Annotated in this window: 19 protein-coding genes; 6 read left to right on the top strand and 13 right to left on the bottom strand. The window is 47.1% G+C overall.

Going from position 1 to position 26,078, the window contains the following annotated elements; translation table 11 throughout:
* Positions 1 to 3: 3 nt before the first annotated feature.
* The gene (locus ADIS_RS10045; protein ID WP_010854366.1) at positions 4 to 333 is read right to left on the bottom strand and encodes an ArsR/SmtB family transcription factor; all 330 of its coding nucleotides are present in this window, start codon (positions 331 to 333) and stop codon (positions 4 to 6) included.
* A 419-nt stretch (positions 334 to 752) separates the two neighbouring features.
* On the opposite strand from ADIS_RS10045, the gene ADIS_RS10040 reads away from it, so the two are divergent.
* Positions 753 to 1,196 (top strand): DinB family protein, encoded by a 444-nt coding sequence (locus ADIS_RS10040; RefSeq protein WP_010854365.1) that lies wholly within the window; start codon positions 753 to 755, stop codon positions 1,194 to 1,196.
* Between the two features lie 215 nt (positions 1,197 to 1,411).
* On the opposite strand, the gene ADIS_RS10035 is transcribed toward ADIS_RS10040, so the two are convergent.
* The 4 genes from ADIS_RS10035 to prfA all read right to left on the bottom strand — a co-directional run bounded on the left by ADIS_RS10035 (position 1,412) and on the right by prfA (position 7,485).
* Positions 1,412 to 3,889: a TonB-dependent receptor domain-containing protein gene (locus ADIS_RS10035; protein WP_010854364.1), complete on the bottom strand. Its 2,478-nt coding sequence runs from the start codon at positions 3,887 to 3,889 to the stop codon at positions 1,412 to 1,414.
* A 258-nt stretch (positions 3,890 to 4,147) separates the two neighbouring features.
* Complete coding sequence (locus tag ADIS_RS10025) at positions 4,148 to 4,603, bottom strand: DinB family protein (protein ID WP_010854362.1); 456 nt, start codon at positions 4,601 to 4,603, stop codon at positions 4,148 to 4,150.
* Between the two features lie 89 nt (positions 4,604 to 4,692).
* On the bottom strand, positions 4,693 to 6,330 hold the full coding sequence (locus ADIS_RS10020; protein ID WP_010854361.1) for an ABC-F family ATP-binding cassette domain-containing protein: 1,638 nt from the start codon (positions 6,328 to 6,330) through the stop codon (positions 4,693 to 4,695).
* A gap of 78 nt (positions 6,331 to 6,408) precedes the next feature.
* A complete protein-coding gene (gene prfA / locus ADIS_RS10015; RefSeq protein ID WP_010854360.1) occupies positions 6,409 to 7,485 on the bottom strand; it encodes a peptide chain release factor 1 in 1,077 nt (358 codons plus the stop codon).
* Between the two features lie 154 nt (positions 7,486 to 7,639).
* On the opposite strand from prfA, the gene ADIS_RS10010 reads away from it, so the two are divergent.
* From ADIS_RS10010 to ADIS_RS09995, 4 genes are all read left to right on the top strand, one after another.
* Positions 7,640 to 8,296: a Tll0287-like domain-containing protein gene (locus ADIS_RS10010; protein WP_010854359.1), complete on the top strand. Its 657-nt coding sequence runs from the start codon at positions 7,640 to 7,642 to the stop codon at positions 8,294 to 8,296.
* An 82-nt stretch (positions 8,297 to 8,378) separates the two neighbouring features.
* A complete protein-coding gene (locus tag ADIS_RS10005; RefSeq protein ID WP_010854358.1) occupies positions 8,379 to 10,913 on the top strand; it encodes a M14 family metallopeptidase in 2,535 nt (844 codons plus the stop codon).
* Positions 10,914 to 11,016: 103 nt separating this feature from the next.
* On the top strand, positions 11,017 to 12,015 hold the full coding sequence (locus ADIS_RS10000) for a hypothetical protein (RefSeq protein WP_010854357.1): 999 nt from the start codon (positions 11,017 to 11,019) through the stop codon (positions 12,013 to 12,015).
* A 69-nt stretch (positions 12,016 to 12,084) separates the two neighbouring features.
* Positions 12,085 to 12,672, top strand: a complete 588-nt coding sequence (locus ADIS_RS09995; protein ID WP_010854356.1) for a DNA-3-methyladenine glycosylase I — start codon at positions 12,085 to 12,087, stop codon at positions 12,670 to 12,672.
* A 4-nt stretch (positions 12,673 to 12,676) separates the two neighbouring features.
* Here ADIS_RS09995 and ADIS_RS09990 read toward each other — a convergent pair whose 3' ends face one another.
* Together ADIS_RS09990 and ADIS_RS09985 are read right to left on the bottom strand one after the other, a co-directional pair.
* Positions 12,677 to 14,101, bottom strand: coding sequence for a DASH family cryptochrome (locus ADIS_RS09990; RefSeq protein WP_010854355.1), 1,425 nt, complete (start codon positions 14,099 to 14,101; stop codon positions 12,677 to 12,679).
* Positions 14,102 to 14,233: 132 nt separating this feature from the next.
* Positions 14,234 to 16,672, bottom strand: coding sequence for an outer membrane beta-barrel family protein (locus ADIS_RS09985; protein WP_010854354.1), 2,439 nt, complete (start codon positions 16,670 to 16,672; stop codon positions 14,234 to 14,236).
* A 208-nt stretch (positions 16,673 to 16,880) separates the two neighbouring features.
* Between ADIS_RS09985 and ADIS_RS09980 the strand changes: the two genes are divergently transcribed.
* The gene (locus tag ADIS_RS09980) at positions 16,881 to 18,599 is read left to right on the top strand and encodes a PQQ-dependent sugar dehydrogenase (RefSeq protein ID WP_010854353.1); all 1,719 of its coding nucleotides are present in this window, start codon (positions 16,881 to 16,883) and stop codon (positions 18,597 to 18,599) included.
* A gap of 208 nt (positions 18,600 to 18,807) precedes the next feature.
* Here ADIS_RS09980 and ADIS_RS09975 read toward each other — a convergent pair whose 3' ends face one another.
* The 6 genes from ADIS_RS09975 to ADIS_RS09950 form a co-directional block, all read right to left on the bottom strand.
* Positions 18,808 to 20,229: a peptidylprolyl isomerase gene (locus ADIS_RS09975; protein WP_010854352.1), complete on the bottom strand. Its 1,422-nt coding sequence runs from the start codon at positions 20,227 to 20,229 to the stop codon at positions 18,808 to 18,810.
* Positions 20,222 to 21,124 carry a peptidyl-prolyl cis-trans isomerase gene (locus ADIS_RS09970; RefSeq protein WP_035805478.1) on the bottom strand — a complete coding sequence of 301 codons (903 nt, stop codon included), beginning with the start codon at positions 21,122 to 21,124 and terminating at the stop codon, positions 20,222 to 20,224. The genes ADIS_RS09975 and ADIS_RS09970 overlap by 8 nt, the downstream gene beginning before the upstream one ends.
* A complete protein-coding gene (locus tag ADIS_RS09965) occupies positions 21,081 to 23,099 on the bottom strand; it encodes a peptidylprolyl isomerase (RefSeq protein WP_010854350.1) in 2,019 nt (672 codons plus the stop codon). The genes ADIS_RS09970 and ADIS_RS09965 overlap by 44 nt, the downstream gene beginning before the upstream one ends.
* Before the next feature lie 90 nt (positions 23,100 to 23,189).
* Positions 23,190 to 23,606 carry an ATP-binding protein gene (locus ADIS_RS09960; protein ID WP_010854349.1) on the bottom strand — a complete coding sequence of 139 codons (417 nt, stop codon included), beginning with the start codon at positions 23,604 to 23,606 and terminating at the stop codon, positions 23,190 to 23,192.
* Entirely contained in the window at positions 23,596 to 23,940 is a 345-nt protein-coding gene (locus ADIS_RS09955; RefSeq protein WP_010854348.1) for an STAS domain-containing protein, read from the bottom strand. The genes ADIS_RS09960 and ADIS_RS09955 overlap by 11 nt, the downstream gene beginning before the upstream one ends.
* Positions 23,941 to 23,971: 31 nt before the next feature.
* Complete coding sequence (locus tag ADIS_RS09950) at positions 23,972 to 26,038, bottom strand: GAF domain-containing SpoIIE family protein phosphatase (RefSeq protein ID WP_010854347.1); 2,067 nt, start codon at positions 26,036 to 26,038, stop codon at positions 23,972 to 23,974.
* Positions 26,039 to 26,078 lie beyond the last annotated feature (40 nt).

The following is a 26,078-nucleotide window of genomic DNA, read 5'->3' as shown; positions in this document are numbered from 1 at the left end:
GTCCTAGCAACAGCCGGATATTTTTGGAAAGCCGTCAAATAATTCCTGAAATAGATTTTGTACCTCTGCCCAACGGACAGCATCAATACAATAATTCAAAGAAACGCCTTCTATACTGCCTTTTATCAAGCCTATTTCCTTGAGTTCGCGGAGGTGTTGGGAGATGGTAGCCTGCGCCAACCCAAGTTCCTGTACCAGATCTCCGTTAATGCATGAATTAGCCTTTATCAAGTATTCGAGAATAGCGATACGGGCAGGATGGGCAAAGACCTTGGCGACTTTTGCCAGTTCGTTTTGTTTTTCTGTAAACAGGTTAGATTTGGTTACACCCATTTTGGGGACGGTTAGAAATTAGATGGACGATTCATTTAGTCAGTTTATGGTCCCGTTTTGTTTTTTCCTCGCCATGATCCGGTTCCTTTTAGCTGAATCCGAATTGGTCTATTATATTATCGCAATATTACGATGAATATGGTTGTTTTCAAAAGATTTAATCAATTAGAAAAAATTGTGGACACGAAATAAATGTGGTATATTACCGTCAGGGTCCGATTGTATGCACACCTCAGGTCGCCGATGGGTAGGCAGATTTGATCTATCCCGGAAAAAAAGGGTCACCGGCTTAATTGATCAGTTAATGGATAGGCTATCGTATTTACTAATACCAAATGAAATCGAGCGTGCCTACCGGAAAGGCGGGCAGTGCGATAAACCGAGACAAGTTGTGACCGCTAAAAAACAATTATAATCATATGAAAGCATTGATCGAACTCTGGAAAGAAGGACGTACCCGAATGACCAATCAACTGAAATTCATTAAACCGGAAGACTTACCTAAAAAGCTGGGTAATTCTCCAAATTCAGTAGGGTTCCTGATACGGCACATCGCAGAAGTCGAGTTGCTTTTTGCCAAAAATGTGTTTGGAAATGTGGAGGTAAAAGTTGATGCCAAGACCTTGAAAGCGCAAAGGGACACCGGTGAATGGACCGAGCTGGAATCTCTGATGGCTATTGTGGAGGAAGCAGGTATTCAGCTGGAAAAAGCGCTGGAAAATCAAAGCGATTGGAACCGTGTCATAAAAACACAGGAGTTCGGAGAAAAGACCAAAGCAGAGGCACTGGGAAGGATCATCACTCACACGGCATATCATGCGGGGCAGTTGGCATGGGCGGCAAAGTATGGTACTGGAGGCTAGTGGAATCCATTCATTGGTAATACCAACGAATTTTTGGATCTGTTCTTTTTGGCTGAAGGGCATCTACAGTGCATGAATGAGGAAGCAACTGTGCTAAATACAGATGTCTTAAAAGTTCCAAAGTCTGAAAGGTTATACGCAGACCTGAACAGCGATGAATCTACTACAGAGGTATGTTGTAGTGTGGAATATCAGACCAAAAGATTCCCCAGAAATCAAAACTCCCTATCCCCAAACTCACTCTTTGTAAAGTTAAGCTTTTTGCTTAACTGATTGATTCGGTACGACGCAGTAAGTAAAATAACGTCTCGTTCGTATATGTAGTGGGTAGATGTGAAAAACCCCTCCCCACTTCCGCTGATACGCTGTCGGTTAGAATCCAAAACGCCCATGCCCATATTGCGCCATTGCAAAGCGAGATCCAGGCGTTTGCCCAGCAAGGATTTTTTGAGGGTTGTGTTGGGAGAGAAAAACCGGCTGTCTTCGCCTTGTACCGTAATGATGCGGGAAAGGTAATTCAGGTTAAAGACCAAGTTCCAATCCTTGCCCAAATTCCAGCTGCTATTCACGTTGAAAGAATAGTTCCAACTGTTTCGGCGTACCTGCTGACCGACTGCCGCTCCCTGAAGATCAAAATAATACAGCGTACCACCTACGTATACTTTCCAGTTATCGGTAGGTTCTAAATCTGCTCCGGCCTCCGCACCGTATACTTGGGATACGCCGGCATTCGTATAGACGCGAAGCAAAATGGAGTCGTTGTAGACCGTATTTACCCGGTTGATGGCATCCCGCACCCGCCGGTAATAGGCATTGGCAAACACCGAGTGGCGTTCGAAGTTCTTCACCAGACCTACCTCCACGGCGTCGACCAATTCGGGCAGCAGTTCGGGATCGCCCACCTCCAATACCTCGGAGTGCCTTCGGGATAGGAAAGGATTCATCATAGAAGTGGTGGTGCGCTCGATTCTACGGCTGTAGCTTCCTTTCCAGGTAATGCCCTTTTCTGTGTCGTAGTTGATACTGAGACTGGGAAATAGATTGAGCAACTGGAGGTCGTAGCTTTGCTGCTGCCCATAATCATCCAATCGCCTGTCGGTATCCTCTACCCTTAGACCCGCTGTGACTGAAAGGTCTTCGGACCTATACTGGTATTCGCCGTATACCGCATGGATGGTACGAAACAAATCTATATCACTGCCAAATTCCGGCATTTCCTCAAACTCTCCGGTTCCCAAAATCTTCTGCCGAAAGGCAAACTCACCGACATGCCTAAGGTGACGGTATTGATAGCCCGTGCTTAACGCGGATGATGCGCTGAGTGGCAACGTATAATCTACGTTGATTCGCGTTCCATTCAGCGGATTCAGTTCGTCCATCGCCAAGTAGTCCAGCGTATCCGCGTAATTTAGGGGATTTAGGTTGAGGTTACGTGTCGGACCGGTCAGGTTGGTATACTCGTAAAGACCGGAGACGCTCAGGGATGATTTGTTGGCAAACACAGCGGTATAATCCAAGCTTCCCACAAAAAACTGGCTGCGGCGCTCCCGTTCGTTCATATTAAAATAATTGAGGGCATCAAAGGGTGTCTCTTCTCCTACCCGGGTACGGGTCTGTGAGTACGAAATATCTGCGTAGCGGGTTTCCACCCGCGTTCCTCCATAGGCAGAAGCATTGATGGCATGTTGGGGGTTGATGGTGTAGCCCACTAACGCCCTGCCGGAGTAATTCTCCTTTCGGTAACTTCTCTCTCCGACAGATGGGAACGAGGTGACGGTATTATCTAGGTAGGTCTCTACCTGTCCGTCCCTGTAGCCGGCCACGTCGTTCCTGTTGTAATCCGCGCCTACCGAAATATCCCATTTGTTTTTTTTCATGCTTAGGGTAAAGTCCCCACCATACCGTTGCGGAGACCGCTCGTTACCATGCAGATCAAGGCTAGGCGCCCCGCCGAGCACATTGACGAGTAGATAGGTCCCATCGGTAGCGCCTTTTTTGGTGACAATGTTGATGATTCCTGCCTTGCCTTCCGGGTCAAAACGGGCAGAAGGAGAGGTAATCACTTCTATGTCTTCGATGGCATTTGCCGGCAACTGGTTCAAAAGGCCGGCTGCATCAGCCTGTATTGGCTTGCCATCTATCAGGATCACGAAGCCGGATGTCCCCCGAAAGGAAATCTCTCCTTCGGCATTCACCGACATCGCCGGAAGGTTTCTCAGCAGATCGGTAGCTGTCCCACCCACAGCTGCTTGAAAGTCGGAGGTTCCATATACTTGCCGGTCGATCTGATGTCTTACGGCGAGCTTATCAGCGGCTACGACCACTTCTCCGAGGGATTCTTCCCCCAAATCCAACGAAAGGGTGCCAAGGGAAGCCCCAGCTTGACCTACCTGAACACCATTCAATACCCGCTCTTTATAGCCGATGAATCGCAGGCGAACAAAATAGGTACCGGGGTTTACTTCTAGGGAGAAAGAACCCATACTATCAGTAACTCCTCCGGCGACCAAACTTGAATCTGAGGGAGAATATACCGCCACCGAAGCATATTCCAATCCCTCCTGGGTATCGGTGTCTATGACTTTTCCCGAAAGCTGCCTGTTCTGTTGGGAATAGCCCGGAATAGCCAAAAATAAAAATAACAAAAAGGGTACTACCTGCCTAAGGGCATCGGTGTTTACTAAAGAGAACATTTGGAAGTTGAGCTTTGGTTAGATTCGGTCAAAAGGTACGACTACAAGTTATTTGCTTCCAAGGAGTTTTTCGTCATCGGGGAATATTCTGCACCTCTGCAACCAAAAGCTCTTTCAACTAGGTTAAGAAAGCTCCGACTAGTACATTCCGAGCCCAATATTCGTATGATTTTCACAGGTTGGGATCCCAAAGGGGGCATCTGTGGTTTTACAGGAATGGTGGACTCTTTCCTTCCAGGCAGGGAGGAAAATATACTTTTAAAATAACTTTTGACCGGGTGGTACGATTCCCGCCAAGCGAAGGTAAACGGTCGCTTGGCCGCGGTGATGGGTTTGGTGTTCATATAGGGAATCAAATACCGCCCTCCTGCTCATTTTATACCTGCCAAATAGCGTGGTAACAGCCGTAAAATCGTCATCGCTCAATCCGTTGAGTTGTTCGATCACAAAATCGTAGCTTTCCATGACCCATTTGGTGACGTTGGCCTTTGATTTATCTTTGCCCTGTTCGCACTCACCAAACGCCACTGGGCAGGATACGTCAGCTGCCAGCGCGGCAAAGGAAAAATTGCCGTCTGCCAAGTGAAGCATCTGATCGGCAAAGGAACGGCACAGCGGCGTAGGCTTCAAAAGATAACTGTCTTCCGGCATCGCGTCAAGATACTCCTTTGTATACGCTTTTGCCCGCTCCCAATTTTTTAGAACTTCTTCCATACGTTTTTCTCCTTGGTTACTATTAAATGCCTGAACCCTCGTACCAGATTAAGGGCATTCATTGTTGATCTTCTAACAGTTGTCTGCCTTTATTGTTTTCGCTCTACTTCCCGAAGGTTTTCCAACTTCTTGTTCCGAAGAAAACCGTTGATGTCCTCAAAGTGCTCACGAACCCGCTTGTTGCCAAATTCAAACACCTTTGTTACCAAGCCGTCCAGGAAGTCCCTGTCGTGGGAAACGACGATCAGCGTACCATCAAAGGCCTTCAGGGCGTCTTTGATGATGTCTTTTGTTTTCATATCCAAATGGTTGGTAGGTTCATCCAGAATAAGCAGATTTACCGGTTCCAACAGCAGCTTCATCATGGCAAGGCGGGTTTTTTCTCCTCCGGACAATACTTTGACCTTCTTGGCCGACTCTTCCCCGCCAAACATAAAGGCACCCAACATGTCCTTGATTTTTGTTCTGATTTCCCCTACCGCAATCTGATCGATGGTATCAAAAATGGTCTGGCTTTCGTCCAGCAATGAGGCTTGGTTTTGCGCGAAATAACCGATCTGCGTGTTCTGGGCAAGCTCACATTTTCCGTCAAAGTCTATTTCGCCCATAATAGCCTTTACCATGGTCGATTTTCCTTCCCCGTTTTTTCCGACAAATGCGACTTTCTGTCCCCTTTCAATGGTCATAGACGCATTCTTGAAAACGATATGATCTCCATAAGCCTTTGACATGTCCTCCACAACCACTGGATATTTTCCAGAGCGGGGAGACGGCGGAAAGCGCAATCTCAGTGCCGAATTATCAACCTCATCCACCTCCACAATCTCCAGTTTTTCCAGCATCTTCACACGGGATTGTACCTGAAGGGTCTTGGAATAGGTCCCTTTAAAACGCTCGATAAATTGCTGGGTTTCGGCAATCATCTTCTGTTGCTCCTCGTAGTGTTTTTGTTGCTGTTCCCTACGCTCTTTGCGGAGTTCGAGGTAGTGGCTGTACTTGGCCCGATAATCGTAGATCCTACCCATCGTCACCTCGATGGTACGGTTGGTAATATTGTCCACAAAGGCACGGTCGTGGGAAATGACCACAACGGCTTTGGCTTTTTCGGTCAGAAAATCCTCCAGCCATTGGATGGATTCTATGTCCAGGTGGTTGGTGGGCTCGTCCAGCAGGATCAGATCTGGCTTTTGCAAGAGAATTTTGGCCAGTTCAATCCGCATCCGCCAGCCTCCCGAGAACTCGGAAGTGGGTCGGGTCAGATCGGAGCGCATAAACCCCAACCCCATAAGGACTTTTTCTACCTCTGCCTCGTAGTTGATCTCCTCGATGGCGTAAAACTTCTCACTTAGTTCGGATACTTTTTCGATGATCTTGTAGTAATCTTCCGAGTCATAATCCGTTCGGACACCCAGTTCATCGTTCAGCCGATCTATCTCCTCTTTCATACCAAGGTAATAGGCGAAAGCTTTGGCGGTTTCCTCTGCTACGGAACAGTCGTCGGAGGTAAGCAGGTGCTGCGGCAGGTAGGCAATTACTGCATCTTTTGGAGCGGATACTCCTCCCTTGGAAGGCTTTGTCTGGCCGGCGATAATCTTTAGCATCGTTGATTTGCCTGCACCATTTTTGCCCATAAGGGCTATTTTGTCGTTTTCGTTGATGGAGAAAGACACATCGCTGAAGAGTGCCCTGCCACCATGCAAAACGGAAATATTGTCAACTGAAATCATGCGAATGGGATAAAATTAGCAAAGGGATGCGGAAACGATTCAAGTAGGGTAACAGAAGATTGCCGGAAACCGAATGGTTTAGTCATCCATACCACCGGATTTCATTTTCTCGGCGTTTTCCGCAAAACGCAGCGCCTGAATAAATTCTTCAATGTTACCCTCCATCACATCAGGCAGGTTATAAACGGTCTTGTTGATGCGGTGGTCGGTAACGCGACTTTGGGGGTAATTGTAGGTTCTGATCTTGTCCGAACGGTCTCCGCTTCCTACCATGGATTTTCGCTGCGCACCTACTGCCTCGTTGTGTTTGGCCAATTCTATTTCGTATATACGGCTTCGAAGTACTTTGAGTGCTTTTTCAAAGTTTTTGATCTGGGACTTCTGGTCCTGGCAGGTGACTACTATGCCAGTGGGCGTGTGGGTAAGACGTACCGCGGAATACGTGGTGTTTACCGATTGACCTCCTGGGCCGGAGGAACAATAGGTGTCTTTGCGGATATCGTTCATATCCAATTGTACGTCCACTTCCTCCATTTCGGGCAGTACTGCTACGGTTGCAGCGGAAGTGTGAACCCTGCCCTGGGTTTCGGTAGCAGGTACCCGCTGCACCCGGTGCACTCCTGATTCGTATTTCAACATGCCATACACATCGGCACCTGATACGGTACTGATAATCTCTTTGTATCCGCCGGCGGTGCCAAAGGTCAAGTCCAGCACCGTGAGGTTCCAGTTCTGCTTTTCGCAGAAGCGTTGGTACATGCGGAATAGATCGCCCGCAAAAATGGCCGCTTCGTCACCTCCGGTACCGGAGCGGATTTCCAATATACAGTCTTTACTGTCGTTGGGATCCTTGGGGATCAACATGGCGCGTAAATCTGATTCCATGGTTTCCTGCTTTTCCCTCAGCTCGTCCAACTCCTGCTTGGCCATCTCCCGGAAGTCAGGATCTTTTTCCTTATCGAGTATGGCCCTGGTACTTTGTAAGTTTTCAAGAACCAGTTTGTATTCCCTATAAACTTCCACCACCTTTTCAAGGTCTTTGTACTCCTTGGTGAGCTTGGTGTACTTACCCATATCGGACATGGCATCCGGCTGGATAATCAGTTGGCCCACCTCCTCAAACCTATCTTTGATGGCTTCTAATTTGTCAAGCATAAACAGTCTTTTTGGAGCGCAAAATTAAGAAATAATGTGGATTGGATGTTTCTTTTTCGAGAGTATTGTCAGAACCGCGGCGAATTGTTGGGTGGAGGGGATCAAGGCGTGGGGAAATTTGCTATTTTCGGGTAATCAATCATAAAGAGCTATTATGAAACCTCAGGTTATCTTCTACATTTTCTTCTTTGCACTGTTGATCTCATGCGGCTCGGAAAAGTCCGTGGATCGGGAGACTTTTCGGGAGATCCAAAAGTCCACCGAAATCAAAAAGGTCAATGAGGCTGAATTGGTCGAATTCGCAATGAAATGGGGCGATCAAATCAGTGCAGAGGCCCAGAAATCCCTGGTGGAAACGCTTCAAAAAGTGATAGCCGATAGAGGGTTGGCCGGAGCGGTGGATTTTTGTCATGCCGAAGCCCTACCCATTACAAAGGAAGTAGCCGAAAAGCATCGCGTGGCGGTGAAAAGGGTCTCGCTGAAAAACCGTAACCCGGCCAACGCTCCCAATGACATGGAAAAGAACCTGTTGGAGGCCTACGCCTATAACCTAGCGCAAGGGATGGAAAATCAGCCCAACATCCAAAAGCTGGATAATGGAGAAGTGTTACTTTATACCAAAGCTATCGTAATACCGGGTGGGATCTGCCTCAGCTGCCATGGAGATCCTGGTTCCGAGATCGAAGAAAGCACCCTGGCCAAGATAAGCGAGAAGTATCCGCATGACAAAGCTACGGGGTACAAGGCGGGTGAATTGAGAGGGATGTGGAGCATCGCGATTCCCCGAAAAGAAGCTATCAGAAACATGTAAGTTACCCAGATTAGGCTTTTTTGGATAGGTATGCTACCAAGGGCCGGCAGAAAATCTTCCTACGAACTAAACCAGCGTTTAAATGAGATCTACCTATTTGGCTTCTATTTTTTTGGCATTTTTTTGCCATGCAAAAGCTCAAACGAAAAGTCCTGACGCATTTTTGGGCTATGAGTTGGGGAGCCGCTTTACCCCCCACCATCGTGTAGTTGCCTATTTCGAACACGTGGCCTCGCTGAACGAGGGAGTTAGCCTGGAGTATTATGGAGAGAGTGTGGAATACAGGCCTTTGGTGGTGGCCTTTGTTTCTGCCAACACACAAGCTGCTTCGCCGGAGCAGATCCGGGAGGACAACCTCCGCAGGGCGGGTCTTTTGGATGGGGAGCCAAAAACAGAAGTGCCCGTCACTTGGCTGAGCTACAACGTACATGGCAACGAGGCCGTTTCTTCCGAGGCGGCCATGATGACGCTCTATGCACTCGTAGATCCGGAGCAGCCGAGGGTATCTGAGTGGCTGCAGAATACCCTTGTGGTCATTGATCCCTGCCTTAATCCGGACGGGCATGAGCGCTATGTTAACTGGTACATGCAAAAGGCCCACCGCCATTTACAGCCCGATCCCCAATCCATGGAACACCAGGAACCCTGGCCGTCGGGCAGGCCGAATCACTATCTATTCGATCTCAACAGGGACTGGGTTTGGCAAACCCAACAGGAATCCCGGTACCGGATGGCCCTCTACAATCGCTGGCTGCCACAGGTGCATGTGGATTTCCATGAGATGGGGATAGACGATCCCTATTACTTTGCGCCCGCTGCGGAGCCCCTGCATGAGCAGCTGTCTCCGTTTCAAGTAACCTTTCAGGAATGGTTTGGAAGGAACACAGCTGCGTACTTTGACCAAGAAAACTGGTTTTACTACACCAAGGAAAACTTTGACCTACTCTACCCCAGCTATGGGGATACCTATCCTATGTATTCCGGGGCAATAGGTATGACCATCGAGCAGGGAGGTTCGGGAAGGGCCGGATTGGCTATGCTGAATGCTTTGGGAGATACTGTCACCCTGGCAGAACGGATTCTCCATCACCATACCACCGCCCTATCCGCCATAGAGACTACCTCCAAGCATGCAAAACAAGTTGTAGACGAATACGCCAACTTTTTTCGGAATAGTCGGTCCCGACCAAAATCAAGTCATCAAACCTTTGTTGTTCGGGCGTCCAACTTGCCTGCGAGGGTGCAACCCTTTCTTGATTTGTTGGATAGAAACGGGATTTGGTATGGACGAGGTGGAATTAGCCGTTCCCTGACGGGCTTTCATTACCTCAATGGCTCAGAAGAAACGTTTTCTTTGCAGCCCGAAGATATCGTTATTTCTACCAATCAACCCAAGTCCGTACTTGCCCAGGTACTGCTGGAGCCCGAAACGGTGCTTACCGACAGCTTGACTTATGATATTACTACTTGGGCTCTTCCCTATGCATTTAATCTCGAGGCCTATGCGGTAAAATCCCGGTTCGATCCAAATAGTCCCTTTGAAAAAGAGGCCTTTGTTCCCAATGAGCCGGATCCGGTTACCTTGGCCTATCTCGCCCCATGGAACGCCACGGTGCATGCCCGGTTTCTCTCAGAACTCTTGCAGGCTGGCATACGTGTCCGAACGGCCTCCTCCACTTTCCGTTTGGGAGATACCTCGTACCCGGCAGGAACCTTGATCATTGCACGAGGAGGCAATGAACGGATCGCTGATTTTCACCGACGGGTGACAGACCTTGCCAATAGGCTTGAAATCAGGCTGGGCAAAACTACTACCGGCTTTGTAGATGCTGGCAGGGACTTTGGCTCCTCGGCGGTGAGGACGGTATCGGCACCCAAGATCGCATTGGTAGGAGGTGAAAAGGTAAATTCGCTCAACTTGGGCGAGCTTTGGCATTATTTCGAGCAAGAACTCGAGTATCCGATTTCCATATTGGACCACTCCCGTATTCCGACCATGGATCTGACGATGTACGATGTCATTGTTCTACCATCCGGAAATTATGGAAGCTTGGATCAAGCCGCCAATAAACAACTCAACGACTGGGTGCACAATGGTGGGAGGCTGATAGCCTTGGAAGGGGCACTTGGGCTTTTTGTAGACCAGGAAGGCTACGGCTTGAAAACGTACCGAACAGAGGCGGAGCGGATCTGGAGGATGGAGTATGAGGAAGAACAGCCGGAATGGGAGTTGACGATACCCTTTCAGGAGCGGGAGCGCCTTCAAGTATCTGAACAGGTGATAGGAGCGGTACTACAGGTTCAGATAGACGGAACCCATCCGCTTGGTTATGGACTGACCGATAAGTATTTTACGTTGAAGAACAGTAGTGAGCGATATAGCTACCTAGGGCAGGAAGGAGTCAATGTGGGCTATATTCCTTCTTTAGACCATCATAGAGCCGGATTCATTGGGTACAAAGCAAAGCCTAAGCTCGAAAGTTCCCTGGTTTTTGGCGTAGAAAACCTGGGAAAGGGATCCCTTGTTTACTTGGTAGATAACCCTTTGTTTAGGGGTTTCTGGGAAAGCGGTAAGCTCTTGATGGCGAATGCGGTTTTTATTCCAAACCCAAAGTGATTTGCCTAAAAATACTTTTTTCATTAAAAAATTTTGAAAGATCTCTTTTTTTTTTCTAACTTTCATTAGCAGATATATCTACCAACTTTAATTTCATTTGTATATGAAAGCAGGTTCCTATTTTTCAATTAAGGACGTATGTATATGGATGCTTATTTGTTCATTTCTTATGCCTTCATACCTTTTTTCTCAAGATGAAGGTTTTGGAAACAACACGGATTTTTCTCGAAATCAAAGATTAGAAAGGTGGAATGAGCAGGATAGAATGCAAAACAGCCGGGGTTCAGCTATGGGTGAAATTTTAGCTGGGGGAATCCTTTTAGGAATCGGTGCTGCTATTATCGGGAGCCAGTTTTCAAAAAGTTCTGCACCACCAGTGACAAAATCAAAAGGTACATCATTTGTTCTCAGTCCGGTAGTTATTGACGGTGGATTTACGCTTTATAAACAAAGTTTAGACGATAATTGGTCAAGGCTTGGAAGAAGAGTATCGGGAGATATCGGAGGAAGCATTGCAATTTCTCCAGTATTTGCAAGATCCAGAGTATATGGCAAATGGTTCTATAGCAGTCGAGGCAATCTCTTTGACTCTAACGGAGAAAATATCTTCATCAACCACTCATATGTTTCAAATCCAACGAAAGATGAGTATAAGCTGAGAGAGGACGGAGATATTGAATTGAGGCATCGATACATGGGTACTGGGATCTTTTATCGATTTTCAATCGGAGATGTTTTTTTTGCTGACGCAGGAACAGGATTTATCTTTAATCAATCATCGACGGTTTTTTTTCATGAATACGATCGAAATGATGCGAGCAAAAAATTTTCATATTTAGACAATAATGAAAAGCTTGTCTCAAATACATTTAAAGGAGATATTTTAAGTTTTAACACTCCGATTAGGGATCGGCTCTATTATGAAGCTGGTCTAGGTTTTGGAAGAGATGGTGCCTTTTTCAGGTTATATGCGCGGGCATACGACTATGCTTCTTCTACCGGATCAAATTTTCCGTTCATAGTGGAGTCACCTCAAAGTATTCGTAAAAAGCTATATATCGAAACAAATATTGCAATGGGAATCAACCTATTTAGTCGTTAATAGGGGTTGTAAATTTTTACATGTTGTTCGAGATTTGTAAAGAAAATTACCAATATAAACCCTTTTTAAATGCACGAATCCAGTCAATTCCGCTGTCCTTGGTGTTCGGGTTTTGAAATGTATAGACAGTACCATGATCAGGAGTGGGGGGTACCTGTGTACGATGATCGCAGGCATTTTGAGTTTTTGGTTCTGGAGAGTGCCCAATCTGGACTCAATTGGGCCACCATACTCAAAAAACGCGAGGGATATGCAAACGCCTTTGCCGGATTTGACTACCGGGAGGTAGCTGCCTATCCGGACAGCATGGTCGAGGTGCTTTTGCAGGATGCTGGGATCATCCGTAACCGGCTAAAGATTTCTGCAGCCATAAACAACGCCCGGAAGGTCATGGAGGTGCAAAAAACGGAGGGATCTTTCTCTGACTATATTTGGCATTTTGTGGACGGAAAACCCATTCAAAATCAATGGAGATCCCTGTCCGAGGTCCCAGCTACCACGGATGTATCCGATAAGCTGGCCAAGGACATGAAAAAAAGGGGCTTTAAGTTTCTTGGCAGCACCACCCTCTATGCCCATATGCAGGCCACAGGCTTGGTCAACGACCACTTGGTAGACTGTTTCAGGCACCGGGAGGTGCAGGTACTGGCTCGATAACCTTCTACCAGATTTTAGGTTTAACGACCTTATGCGGATAGTCGATACCTAGGTTGATCCCTAGAGACAGAAGTTTGCTTTTTGGTATATGATCCGGTCGATGGATATCAATTCCAGTGATTTTACGTAGCTCGGGTAGCCACTGACGTACGTAGTCTCCCTGTGGATCATAGTTTTTGGCCTGTGTGATGAGATTAAAATAGCGATCCGTGCGCGGGTCATTGCCCACTCCCGCCACATACATCCAATTGGCCCAGTTGCTGCAAACGTCGTAATCGATGAGTTTGCTTTCAAAATAGGCCGCACCCCAGGTCCAATCCATTCCCATGTCGTTGGCGAAAAAGCTGGCGACCAACTGCCGACCTCGGTTGGACATAAACCCTGTTTGGTTCAATTCCCGCATATTTGCATCGATAAAGGGTACCCCTGTCTGTCCCGCTGCCCAGGCGTTGAAAAGGCCCTTGTCCTGTTTCCATCGTCTTTCGTCGGATTGAATACCGGAGCGTTTGAAAATGTTATTACCGTGCTTTTTAGAAATAAAGCGAAAGTAGTCCCTCCATATCAATTCAAAGACCAGCCAATAAGTTGAGTCATTTTTCACCACGTCTTTTTCATACCGCTGGATTTCGGAGTGGATCCACCTCGGAGACAAGGCTCCCACAGCCAGCCAAGGGGAAAATTTGCTCGAATAGTCGGCTCCAAGCATCCCATTCCGGGTCTGTTTGTATTGGGCGATGCAGTCCGTCTCCCAGAGGTAATGGGCTACGCGGTTTAGCCCCTCCGATTCGCCTCCTTTGAAAGCAAAAGCCGCCTTTCCGGTTGGTACTGGATCTTCCAGGCCCAGTTCTTCCAATGTCGGGATCTCTCCCGTTGATATCAAGTTGGTTGGGAAAGGGATAGAAACCGGTGGGGGAAGCAAATGCCTGATCTCCGATTCCTTTTCGCAAGCTTTTCGGAAGGTTGTAAATACCTCTGGGACTCGGGGAATGGGGAACGGAAGGTCATCTGCATGAAAAAGGGTGGCCTGCGAGTAACTATGGATGTTGATCCCCTTGGTTTTGGCGTTTTTTTCAAGGGATGTTTCTACCTGCCGTTCTTCGTCGGTTGCCTCCTGAGAGAAATAAATCGCCGTTGCCTGATGCTCTTCCGCGAATGCCACCAGTGTTTTTTCTGGGTAGCCGGTTAATACGACCAAATCAGCTCCCTTTGTTTGAAGGTTGTTTTTTAGATCAACAAGCGATTCACGGATGAACTTGGCCCTAAAGGGCCCGGTTTTTTCCAAATTAAAGGGAGTTATTTGGTAGGAACGCGGATCCACGCAAAAGACCGGAATAACTTCATCTGAATGCTGGAGTGCCTTTGTCAACGTTATATTGTCGTGTAGCCTCAGGTCATTTCTAAACCAGCAGATCGATTTTTTGTGCTTCATAACTAGAGCACAAACAAACCAAAACGGGAAGTGTTTGGGTAAATTTCCAGTTTTGTTGTATCGGTTTCATACACTCGTAGGTTTATCTACGAGTGAATTGCGTCGGGAAAGCTTAATGGGGTGTTACGAACGTTATTCGGTTCCCAGAATATCCGATTTCTTGGCCGTCTTGCTTTGCCGGATACGGTAATTTAGGGAGAGGTTGATTTGCCTTCTTCTGGGCAGTACGTCGCTTTCGGTAATAAATCCGGGTCCCTCGAATATCATACGGGTACGCCTTGTATTGGCGATGTCCATCACATTTAGAATCAAAGTTCCCCGTCCGTTGAAGACATCCCTACTGGCGGAAATATCCGCGTAATAAAGCGCCTTCCGAATTCCTTGGGCCACTCGCTGCCTACCTTCGTAGTTTGTCCGAACTTGTATATCCAGCGTGTTTGGCAGGCTAAACCGAGAGGTAAAGCGAGCAAACCAACTATAGGTATCCCGCTTATAATCCTCCATTATATTGCTGCCGTCTATTTGGGCATAGAACAGGTTAAGGTTAAGGTCAATTTTCCACCAGTCTGTGGGATTGTAATCACTGGTAAATTCCGCCCCATAGGAACGCTCGGAAAGCAGGTTTTCGGGAAGGGTCATGGCATTGCCTTCCTCATCCACTGTCCGTATCCGTTCGATTTTATCTTTGGTGTTTCTAAAATATACTGTGGAAAAAATAGATCCACGATCCATGTATTTGATATGGCCCAGCTCGTAGGCATCGGTAAACTCCGGATCCAGGTCTGGATTGCCACTAAAGAAGTTTCTGGCGTCGGAAAATGTCATAAATGGACTGAGGTCATTGTAGAAGGGGCGCCGGATTCTACGGCTATAACTCACCTGCATGGCATCATCCGAGCTTAAGTTGTAGGTGATGTGTGCACTTGGAAAAAGGTTGCCGTATTGCCTCGGGTTCACTGAATTGGCACGTACCAGTGTCGTTTTTACATCGGTATACTCGGCCCTAATCCCGCCTTGGTAGGAGAGTTTCTGGTTTTTGTTGCCGAGGATGGCATAGGCAGCATGGATGTTTTCATCGTACAGAAAGATATCGTCCAATCCCGGAAGCGGTTCAAAATCCCCGGATTCCTGCTGTTCACTGACGATGAAGTCATTTTCCATATCGCGGAAACTACTTCGAATCCCTGCCTCAAAATTGCCCTCGCGAAATACCGGCTTTGTGTAGTCCAATTGAAACAACCATTGTCGTTCATACTCATCGTTAATGGAGGTTTGCAGGAGGTTTCGGGAGGGTATGGGGATGCCGTTGGGTTGGAAACCAAACTCCGTATACACCTGATCGGAGTTTTCCCAATAATCCAGGTAAGTGACAGCTGCCGTAAACTGGTGGCCTGCTTGGTCAAATGACCTGCGATAGCTTACGTTATATTCGGAGTTGGGTTCTTTTTCGTCTTCGTCCTGCCTTCGGTGGTAATATCCTTCCATGACCCCGTTGGAAAAGTAGTCTTCGTATCGGATATCGGTAATCCGCTTGGAGTCGCTTCTTCTGAGCAAATAAGACCCTGTGAGGATGCTCTTTTCATTGAAAAAATAATCCAGTCCAGCCCGTATATTATTGTTGATGCTGTTTACTGTCCCGGTTGTGAACTGCTCGGTGTAGAACGTTGAGTCCAATGCCGTCACATCCTGCCGAAGAAATCCTTCCCTCGGTACCCGGCGATAGGCAAGGCCATAGTTGACAAACCAGTTGATTTTGTTATGCCGGTAATTTAGGTTAGCAGCAAATCCCAAATTGGTGGGATTACCTGTAATGCCTTCAAACGAGGCGTTGAACCCCTGGGCGTTTTCCTTTTTCAAAACGATGTTGATGACACCCGCCATACCCTCAGCTTCATAGCGGGCGGAGGGATTAGTGATCACTTCTACGGACTCAATAAGATTGGCGGGGAGCTGCTGTAGACCGCTGCTTCCCTTGAAGCTTACCAGGCCGGAAGGTTTTCCGTCGATGAGAATCCTGACGTTATCGCTTCCTCTCAGCCGTACATTTCCCTCCGGGTCTACGTTTACAGAAGGGAGGTTCATCAGTATATCGGTGGCTGTTCCGCCGGCATTTGCCAGGTCTTTCCCTACGTTGAATATCCGCTTGTCCAAGCTGAGCTCCATAAAGGATTTTTCCCCTGTGACGACCACTTCATCCAAACTTGCTGTACTGGGTTGTAACCTGAATTCTCCCAGATCGAGTGTTCCCCTGTCCCGCGTTATCTGTACACCCTCGATCCTACGGGCTTCGTAGCCCATAAATTCCAGTAACAGGTCGTAAGTACCTTCGTTCAGATCCAAACTGAAGCGGCCATCTTCTTGGGAAATACCGCCGTTGACGAGTTTGCCCTCGGTATCGCCTGCAAGGTACACACTGACAGTAGCAAATCCGAGGCCGGCCTGTCCCTGCCCATCCAAGATTCGACCGCTAAGCTTCACCGCATTCCGCTGTTGGGCGATCAGGTCTGCCCTGCCCCAAGGAGCTAGAACCACCATAAATAGAAATAAGAAAAAGCAGTAGCCGTGTTTCATCCAGAAAGAAATTTTGGGTAACCTGCAAATATACTGAATGAATGCATTCACATCCGGAAATTTTACATGAGCGATCTTCGTGCCTGCGGCAGCGGTCTTTTATGGTCGATCGCCTTTCCGTCTGTTTTTGATTACGCAAAAATCCCTTTACCTTAGCTGTTGTTTTGATCGCGACGGCTTTTGGTTTCATTCTATTCCACCTATTTTCATGCGTATTCGAACCGTTTCTCTGGTTTTCCTGGCCTTGGCCACCCTCATCATTGTACCGTTTTCTTGTTCTCCCAAAAGGGAAAAAGTGGAGGATTTGATCCGTATAGACCAAGTCACGTTGGCTGAGGGAGAGCGGCTGTTTGACCAAAACTGCGCAACCTGCCACGCCTTTGACCAGGACGGTATCGGCCCTGGGCTTGGTGGGCTGACCCGATTGGTTTCCGTGGACTGGCTGCGTTCATTTATAGCCAATCCTACGCAGGTAATCGATTCCGGCGATGAACGAGGCCAAGCCTTGTTTGCCCGTTACCAATCCTACATGCCAGGATTTGCCTACCTGGGGGAGGAAGGGATTGACGCAATCATTGGGTATATGCATCAGTTTGAGGCGAAAGAGGCTGCTACCCTTACCCGACAGGATTCGGTAAGCAATCCGATACCCGAGCCAATCCCCATGTCTGATCTGGTGGTGGACCTGGAATTGATCACGCAGATTCCTCCGTCCAGCGAGGAGATGCCGCTTACTCGTATAGCCAAGATGGATTATGAACCTCTGTCTGGGGAGTTGTTTATCAGTGATCTGAGGGGCAAAATGTATGAACTTCGAGGGGGAAAACCAGCGCTATTTTTGGATATGGAAAAGGAGATGCCCCGTTTTATCAATAAGCCGGGTTTGGCAACCGGACTTGGCAGTTTTGCCTTCCACCCTGAGTTTTCTAAAAACGGATTGCTATACACCTCCCATACGGAACAGCCAGGTTCTGCACCCGCAGACTTTAGCTACGGTGATTCGATTAGGTCTACGTTGCAGTGGGTGGTATTGGAGTGGCAAACGGATAACCCCAACGGGCGGCCATTTCGAGGAAAGAGTCGGGAACTATTTCGTATAGACATGGTAACCGGTATTCATGGCATGCAAGAGCTTACCTTTAACCCACTGGCAAGACCCGGCGATGAAGACTACGGCCTGCTTTATATTGGGATCGGAGATGGTGGCAGCTTGGGTGCCGGATATCTGTTTGTTTCATTAGGTGCTACGCAGGCGTGGGGAAGTATATTTCGCATCGATCCCCGTGGATCAAACAGTAAAAACGGAAATTATGGGATTCCGCATTCAAATCCCTTTGTCGGCGATGTTAACCGGCTGCCTGAGATTTTCGTACACGGCTTTCGGAATCCCCATCGCATCACCTGGACCAAAGCCGGGCAGATCCTGGCTACCAATATTGGGCAGGGAAAGGTGGAGTCGCTATATATGTTAAGGCCGGGTGAGGATTACGGATGGCCCTTGCGTGAGGGTATCTGGGTCATTGATCATCAAATTGATATTAATCAGGTCTTTCAGCTTCCGGAAAACGATGCGGACTGGGGTTTTACCTATCCGGTTGCCATGTATGATCACGACGAGGGCAATGCCATATCGGGTGGATTTGAATACTGGGGCAACCAGGTATCCGGGTTGGCGGGCAAGTATTTTTTTGGCGATATTGTGCGAGGACGCCTCTTTTACATTGAAACAGGCAAGTTGGCTTTTGGGAAGACGGTACCTATCTTCGAATGGAGGGTTCGACTGGATGGAGAGATAAAGACGCTGGTTGAACTGTGCGGAACAAACCGAGTAGATCTTCGATTTGGTCGGGATTCAACGGGAGAACTATACATCTTTACCAAACCGGACGGCAAGGTGTATAAACTTGTGGGTTCCAATCCACGCTAAAAATGGGTATATGTGTCCTTTGTGATTGTAGGATCTGAAAAGGCAAAAAAATCCCGGGATTTCTTGTCGTGAAACCCGGGATTGTGTTTTTGTCAATTAGGTTGTATTTCAGAAAGCGGAACGGTTACCTGTAGGCTGATGCTAGCTTATCGGTCGGTTATCCCACCCTAATCTCCATTTGTAGAGGATAAAAATCAGGTAATGGCCGCTACCGGTCCTTTAGGGCCTGACAGTTATCGTAATCTGGATCGATGTCGATGAATACTTCCTCTTTGGCCAGGATAAACCATTTGCTGAGGATCTCTTCTTCTTTTTTGCGCCTAGTGGCAGCCTTCAGCTTCTCATAGTCATCGTTGATATTTGCCCGGTGGGCGGGGAAGCGATCTTTGTAGAAAAGAATACGAACGGCCGGTTCGGATCTCCCATTTCGGGGATCTACATCGTCAAATCGCATGGGAGTGGTTATGGTACCTACTTTCATACTGTCCAGCGTAAAATAAAGTACAGGATCCTCCAAGGTTCGCAGCGTTAGGCGGTTGGAACCATTTACGGGATCGGTAAAGAATCCGCCGTTATCGGAAGTCTGTCGGTCGTCCGAATACTCTTTGGCTGCTTTGGCAAAAGTGATCTTTTCATCTAAGATAACTTGACGTAAGCTATCCAGGTACTGCTCCGCTTTTTTGATATCATCTTCAGTGGGTTTTGGGGTGATCAGGATGTGCCGGGTGTTGAAGGTAGTTCCCCTACGCTCTAGGAGTTGGATTAGGTGAAACCCGAACATCGTTTCGACAGGGTCGCCGATCTCACCGGGACGCAACGCAAAGGCCATGGCTTCGTATTCGGGAGCCAGTTCTCCCCTCCGGAAAAACCCCAGGTCACCCCCTTGGACTTTAGATCCCGGGTCTTCCGAATATTCCGAGGCCAGTGTTGCAAAGTCAGCTTCGCCATCCAGAATTTTTTGTTTCAGCCCGAGTAGAAAGTTGTTCACTTTGTCCTTTTCTGCCTTATTTGCTACTGGTTTTTTGACGATCTGACCAACGGTCACCTCAGCCGAAAAAAACGGGAGGGAATCTTTCGGGATGGCCTCGAAAAACTTGCGTACATCTGCCGGCGATACGGTTATCTCTTCTGCAATTTTTTTCTGCATCTTTCCAACGATCTTCTGTTCCTTGATCGCGTCATGTAGTTCGGCTTTCAGTTGGTCGGAGGTTTTTCCGTACACTTCGATCAGCGTTTCCTCGTCGCCGCCAAATTGCTGCATGATCATGCTGAATCGTTGATCTGTTTCAATGATTACTTCGGCATCTGTTACCAGTATCGAGTCAATCTCTGCCTTTGCAGCCATGAGTTTGTTGATCACCAGCGATTCAAAAACCTCGCACTTTGTTGGAGTACTGAATCCTTGTTGTGCCTGTGAAAGGGCTTCCAGATAGGACCGTTGTAGATCGGATTCCAGCAGAATATAGTTGTCTACTTTTGCGATGATCTTGTCCAGCACCTGACCGGTTGGGATAGGCTTTGGGGCTGCGGGTTTGGTTTCGACCACCGCAAGGGTGTCTTGGGCCTGTGCAGTCCAGGAACCGAATAAAATCAATAAGGTTAAATAGGCGGTTGTTAGGTACTTAATCATAAATCGTAAATTCTTTATTTTCCAAAGCTTTATTGTAAACATCTTTGTGCAGTTGTTCCGCTAAAGCGACTCTTCGTTTGTTGACTATTATTTTGGATATTTCCTCTCTTACAAATTCCAACGGAGGAACCTGGTCTTGCAGCCGATATTCCAAAATGTGAAATAGGTAGCTATGGCTATCGTCGTCCACGCTTATGGTGCGGTTGGACTTCAGCATTTGTACGTTATTGGCGTTTTGGGCCAGTGGTGTATTTAGAATAATGTCGTCAAACCTAATCCAAGTAGAATCCTCCATAAAGTAATTATTGGCATATCGCTGGGCCAGTTCTTTCATGTCCTTACGGTCGTTTTCCCTAGTGCTGCTCAGCAAGCGCTCAATTTGGCGTTTTTGGGGCAGAGATTTTTCTATTTTAATAAAATTCGTCCTGACAATGATCTCTTTCAAGGAGAAATTGTCCTTGTGTTTTTCGTAATACTCCCGGATTTCCTCCAGCGGCACCTCTTTGTTCAACTGTTGCTCTACATGCGCCTTTTCAAACTCGTAAATGATCAAAGCGTACCGATAGTCCAGCAACTTGCGATTTAACTCGGCCTCGTTGATCGTAAGGTTTTTGGAGGCCTCTTTGATCATAAGTTGCTTTTTGATCCAGGTTTGGACATACCGGTTGACCAACTCGGCACTATCCAAATCAAATTGTGAATCGCCCCTTATAAAATCAACGTCCGAAGCCCGTAAATAGGTGCGTCCAACGGCGGCAATTACGGGGTCTTCCTCTTCCTCGTCTTCACTTTTCATTTTGAAAAGATCACAGGAGCTAAGTAAAAGCGAGAATACAAGGATGATATATAGATTAGTTGACTGCAATTTCGTACACGCGTTTTTTTTCTTCTTCATCTACCTGAAGAATGGATTTATTTCTCAATTCCCCGATCAGATTTTCATCCAGGAAATTTTGGTAATCCTGGATGACCAGCCCCCTTATTTCCTCAAATTTTTTGGCCTGGGCAGGGATTAATTCTCCCGTCATGACGAAAAACTGTTTGCCGTCCTTGGTTACTTCATGGAAGGAGGTGGATATATCTAAGTCTTTGATCAAAGGATGCGTCGGAATTTCCTGTAGCTTATCTTCCATGGTAAACAGCAGAGGAAACTCCTCTAACCACCTTTTTTCCAGCTCATTTTTCAATTCGGGAGCATATTGCTTGCCAGAAAGAAACTGGCGGATTTTTTCCTGCTCTTCTGGGTTTTTCTGTACAAACGAAATAACCAATGCCGGGACTCTATCCTTCCACTGATAACGGTCCATATGGGTTTCGTAGTATTGGTGCTGCCCAATTGAGTCGAATATTCCCATTTGCCATACTTTGTCGTTCATCAGACTAAACAGGAGGATGCCTTCCCGAAACTCGCGAACCAACATGCGGTATTCAGCATTGTTTTCCAATAAATCCCTCTCTTCTTCCTCTTTCAGCCTCTTGGTTACAAACCGTTCGTACCATGCTTCAAATCCGTTTATCCGCGGGGATTGTACCGCCTCGAGTTCACTTTTGACAAAGTCAAAAAAGTCCTGCAATAGAAGGGATTCACCAGAAATTGAAAGCAGCTCTAATTTCCACAGATCCCGTCGGTTTATTGTATCCTCTAGCACGTCGACGTTCCCTGACCAGTCGCCGAAGGATTCAGAGAGCTGTCTGATCAGCAATTCGTTTTCGGAGACCTTATACTTGGCCTTTTGCATGGCCATTACCTGCGAGGCTATCAAGGTAGACCGGCTATCTCTGAGAATACGAGATTTCAATATCGCCTCCATTTCCTCGTAGGGTGGTACTGGCCGTGTACCTTCTAGGCGGATAATGTGGTAACCGTAGTCGGTCTTTACCGGCGGGGAAATCTCGCCAATCTCCGTCAGGCCAAAGGCTGCCGCCTCAAATTCGGGTACTATGCTTCCAACTCCAAACCAGGGAAGCAATCCACCGCTTTCCCGGGTACCTTGATCTTCCGAAAAACTGGCAACAACGCCTTCCCAAGTGCTGCTTTCGAGTCGTAACTGGGCATAGATATCAGCAATTCGACGTACTGCACGATCTTCGCTGGCTGCATCGCCCGGAACCGTTCGCACCAAAAGATGGGAGACCCTTACCTCACCGGGGTTTGGCTTTCTATCTTCCAGTCGTATGATGTGGTAGCCAAAGTCAGTGGCGACTGGACTCGAAACCTCGCCTATTTTTAGGTCGTATGCCGCTGCTTCGAACGGATAGACCATCTGCATGGCCGTGAAATATCCCAAGTTGCCTTTGTTGACCTGCACAGAAGGGTCTTGGGAATGCTCGACGGCAAGGTCTGCGAAATCAACACCGCTTACCGCTTCATTTCGGATTTTTTCTGCCATTCGCATTACGGCAATGGAATCTTCCAAGGTGGCGTCTGTCGGAAAGGACAATAGAATATGGCTGGCTTTGACGATTTCCTGAAGGCGGTCGTATGCTTTTTGCAGTTCGCCTTCCTGCACCTCATTTTCCAGCAGGTAGGGTCGTCTGAGATCCTCTCGGAAGGAGTCAAATTCCCTTCTAAATTCTTCGGTCTGATGATAGCCCAGACGTTCCGCTTCTGCCACTTTTAGCTTGAAATTGATAAAGAGGTCCAGGTTCTTTTCAAACTCTTCGCTGGTAAAGTCTTTTTTTTCCTCACCGATTTGATTGTTCTTATTTAGTATGTACAAAAATTCATCGGCATAGGTCGGATTTCCGTCGATGGTAAAGAGGTAGCGTTGTGTTTGGGAGAGGGGATCATGGTTTTCCTCCACGGCTACTTTGGTAGCGCAGGAACTTAGCAACGCCAAGGCAAAACAAATGCTGAAACCGAATTTCATGTCAGAGCTTCCGGGAATTAATCCTGCAATGTTACAAATTTTAAAAGAGATTCGGCGGCAAATGGCCGTATTAGTGGGGAGATTTAACAATTATTTGGAATTGAGCTCCTTAACGAGGCGGCACACATTTTGGCTGTTTTTGGATTCGAATTCTATCTTGTCCATGATTTTACGGACCAGAAGGATCCCAAGTCCACCTTTTCGTTTCTTTTTGATTACGTCGGCAATATCAGGGGCCCGGTATTCCAAAATGTTGAAAGCCTGACCTGAGTCAAAAATTTCAAAAATGATCTTTCCGTTGGAAACGGACACGGTCAACAGGATATGATCTTGGGGGTTGCAGCCATGGGAATGGATGATAAGATTTGCACACACCTCTTCCACCGCCAAAACCAACTGGTTTTGGACTACTTCAGACAAGCCCTTCGAGGAAAGAACTCCCGAAAGGAAGACCCGCAAATCACCCAACCTGCTTTTTTCGCAGGCCAACTTCAACTCATGCTTCATATAGGATATCCAATGCGTCTTGGTGGTTACCCACCATGGTAATCAATTGGTCCAGCCCAAGTATATGGAATACATTAAACACCTTTTCATTCAGTCCAAATATGACGAAGGTAACCTCCCTATCCTGAAAATCCTCCAGGTAGGACATAAATACGCCCAAGCCCGCCGAGGAAATATAGGACAATCCGGTACCGTCCACCAAAATCAGCTTGCTGCCCCGCTCCAAAAGCCCTTGCATGGCTTCGTCCAACTCCACCGAGTTGCTGGCATCTACCTCACCACGTAACTCAATGATATGGTGCTGCTTTTCTTCCTTGACGCTTATTTCTAACATAATGAGTTATACGCTTATCACTAGTTTATGTTTACTCTTTGAATTTAATAACCATCAGCGAATAATCGTCGTCAGGCAAGACGTCACTGCCAATGAACCCGTATATCTCTTGTATGATGGTAGCTTTGATTTCTCCAGCCGAGCAACTATTGCACCGATCGATCACTTGGCGTAGACGATCGTAGCCAAATTCCTCGTTTTGACCATTTTTAGCCTCTACGATTCCGTCCGTATACATCACCAGTACATCGCCTCCTGTATAACGCAAATTCCCTTCTTCCAAAAACCGCATGTAATGGACGTTTCGAACCACACCTAAGCCCATACCCTTGATATCCAAAAAGCGGCTCTCTCCCTTTTCGCTATCATAAAACAGCGTAGGACAGTGTCCTGCCCTTGCAAAAACCAATTCCTTTTTGGAAGTATCCAGCAGGTAATAGGTCGTGGTAATAAAGTGGTTTTTTTCCAAGCACCTGCCCAGGGCATTGTTTGCCTTTCCCAGAAACTCCATGGGACTAAATTGCAGTTGTACCAGGCTATGGAACACGCCCTTCATCTGGGACATGTTAAAAGCAGCCGAAGTGCCCTTTCCAGAGACGTCCCCTATAATGAGGGCAAAGCGGTGTTCGTCAAATTGGAATGTCTCGTAATAGTCTCCACCTACCTCATCGGCGGCAGCTGAGAAGGCTTCTATTTCAAAAGTGGCATTGTGGTGAAGTTCAGAGGGCAGCAAACTGCGCTGCACCCGCTGTGCAATCTCCAGTTCCTCCTTGTACCGTTCGTTTTTGATCGCCTGGTTTAGCAAACGGTAGTTTTCCACCGATATGGAGGCCTGTCCTACGAAGGTGGAAATAATGTTGATCATCTCCTTGTTGAAGCCGTCTTTTACTTCTTTGAGCAAAAAGATGTTTCCAAGGACGTTCTTGTTCACCTTGAGATGAAAGATCAACACGGATTGATACAATTCGTGGTTGATTCGACCGTGGATGTATTCCATACGATCGCCAGTTCCTTCGGCCAGAAATTCCCCAAAGGGTCTCGCCGAGGCGATGAGCGTTCGAAGCCCCTCCTGTTCCTTTGAATTGATAAATCGCTTTTGTACCACCGTGGTTTCATCCTCTGGAGTTGGTTTGATTTCCAGCCATGCTGCGTCCACGTAGGCGGCACTCATGCAGCTGTCCATGAGGATATCCAAAACCCTTTCCTCGTTTTCCCCGGGCTGGATTGATTGGCTCAGCTTTTGGAAATTGATGGCTTCGACCAGTTTTTGCTCAAAGACAGAGGAAGTGGGGAGGTTAAATAAGGTGACCAAAAAGCTGAAAATAGAGTAGATGAGTACAAAGGCAAAAAGCCCCAGAATAAACAGGTTTTCGGTCAGATTAACCGAAAACTCGTTTTGAAGCACGTATTCGATCAATTGGTACAGGAGGTAGGCTCCACACACAATGATGATGGCAAGAAAAAGGAGTGATTTCCATTTTTCCTTAAAGGTGAGGTAGGGGATCCACTTGAGGTTGGCGGATAAAATCACGCTGTAAATCACCAAAAAAATCAAGCCGAAAATAAACCCGTAATTGAAGGTGTTCTGATTGATCAACACAAAAAACATACTCAGCAGCAGGATTACCTCAAATGCCTGCCATTGTTGCACGACCGTTTTGGTCTTCTGATAGAGAATCAGGTGCTTCCAGAGCAAAGAAGTGGACACCAGAAACAAACTGGTAAGTGCAAAGTTTACATGGTAGAAAAAATTTCGAAGCAGTGGATCTGCATAAAGTTGGGTTCCTTCCAAGAAATAATAGAATACTGCGATCAGAATGGATACTGCCATTGCCGTGAGGCCGGTAGAAGATGCCCTCCAAATCAAGTTCAAAAAGTTCTCATTTTCATGCTTGGCAATGGAGTGATTGAAAAACAGGTATAGGAGGATAAAGAAAACAATTTCCAAAATCCATGTGAACTCAGGCCCTATTCCTACGTTCATTTCGTTAATTTCGCCAAATATCCTGGCAAGATCAACGAATAGAAGCCCCAGCCACGTAAGAATGGCCAAGAATACCGTAAGCTTGCTGATATTTACCTGAGGGAACTTTAACATAAACAAAACGCATACAATAATACGTATAAGGTTGTGAAAT

It is taken from the genome of Lunatimonas lonarensis (genome assembly GCF_000390185.1).
In the GTDB taxonomy this organism is placed as follows: Bacteria; Bacteroidota; Bacteroidia; order Cytophagales; family Cyclobacteriaceae; genus Lunatimonas; species Lunatimonas lonarensis.
Note: the sequence above shows the minus strand (reverse complement) of the source record. Positions and strands in the feature narration are given on the sequence as shown.